The organism is Tsukamurella sputi, from assembly GCF_007858445.1.
GTDB lineage: Bacteria > Actinomycetota > Actinomycetes > Mycobacteriales > Mycobacteriaceae > Tsukamurella > Tsukamurella sputi.
On record NZ_VIGV01000210.1, the window covers coordinates 1 to 525 of the forward strand.

The following is a 525-nucleotide window of genomic DNA, read 5'->3' on the forward strand; positions in this document are numbered from 1 at the left end:
GCCCCCGTTTAGGTTGATAAGGCATTATAGCGAATCGCTCGATTTTATGCAATATTCAATGATTTAATGATTGAGTTCGGGATTCTTTTCAAGAAGTTCTTTAAGCGTTACTTCTGCCGGTAAAAATTGCTCCATGGAAGGATCTTGCAGAAGTGCCACCGCTCGCGGTAGATCTTTGGGGCTTCCCGGTCTTGATTTCATTAGTAATTTTGCCAGCTCTAATCGTGCCGCCTGATGATTTCCTGCTAATGCTACTTCATAAAATTGAGCTGCTTTTGCTGCATCGGTCCCGATAACAACGTCATTGGCGTACATATAACCTATTTTAAAATGTAATTCGCTATTCTCTTTTGTAGGAGGTAGTTTCAAAATCTCTGCTTCCAATTTTTCAATCTCGGCGATTGCTTTAGGTTCATCCCTTCTTGCAAGAAGAAAGTAGCGCAGGGCTAGAGCAAGATCGGTATTATTATGCCCTTTTTCAAGCTCAATTAATCCTAGATAGAAGAGCGCCTTATTATATTTTTT

Annotated in this window: 1 protein-coding gene; it reads right to left on the reverse strand. The window is 40.4% G+C overall.

The genetic code is table 11. The features are described 5' to 3' along the window. Positions 1–63: 63 nt before the first annotated feature. On the reverse strand, positions 64–525 hold a 462-nt coding region (locus tag FK268_RS26230), incomplete at its 5' end, for an SEL1-like repeat protein (protein WP_166443524.1).